The sequence below is a fragment of the Psychrobacter sp. GW64-MNA-CIBAN-0177 genome (assembly GCF_040309585.1).
Taxonomy (GTDB): Bacteria; Pseudomonadota; Gammaproteobacteria; order Pseudomonadales; family Moraxellaceae; genus Psychrobacter; species Psychrobacter okhotskensis.
This window is the reverse complement of the sequence record NZ_JBEOOY010000441.1, coordinates 1-252: the sequence shown is the minus strand read 5'-3', so window position 1 is coordinate 252 and position 252 is coordinate 1. Positions and strand designations below refer to the sequence as shown.

Here is a 252-nt window from a genome sequence, read left to right as displayed (position 1 = left end):
ACTCGAGGGAGATCGAAATAAAGTACGCTTTGAGCAAACTAACCTTGCCCGCGTTATTATTCAAGCGCAAATGAATACCGAAGGTGCCGATTTTGGCATTATCAGTGGTGGCGGTGTTCGCGATAGCATCAATGCGGGTGACGTGAGTTATAAAGACATACTCAAAGTACAGCCTTTTAAAAACCGTGTCGCTTATATCGATTTCAAAGGCAATGATATTTTAACCTATTTAAATGTCGTGACGCGTTTCCC

The 252-nt window shown here is 42.5% G+C and carries 1 protein-coding gene; it reads left to right on the top strand.

What is annotated here, in order from left to right; translation table 11 throughout:
* A partial coding sequence (locus tag AAEY79_RS15775; protein WP_352289573.1) for a 5'-nucleotidase C-terminal domain-containing protein occupies positions 1–252 on the top strand: 252 nt, incomplete at both ends.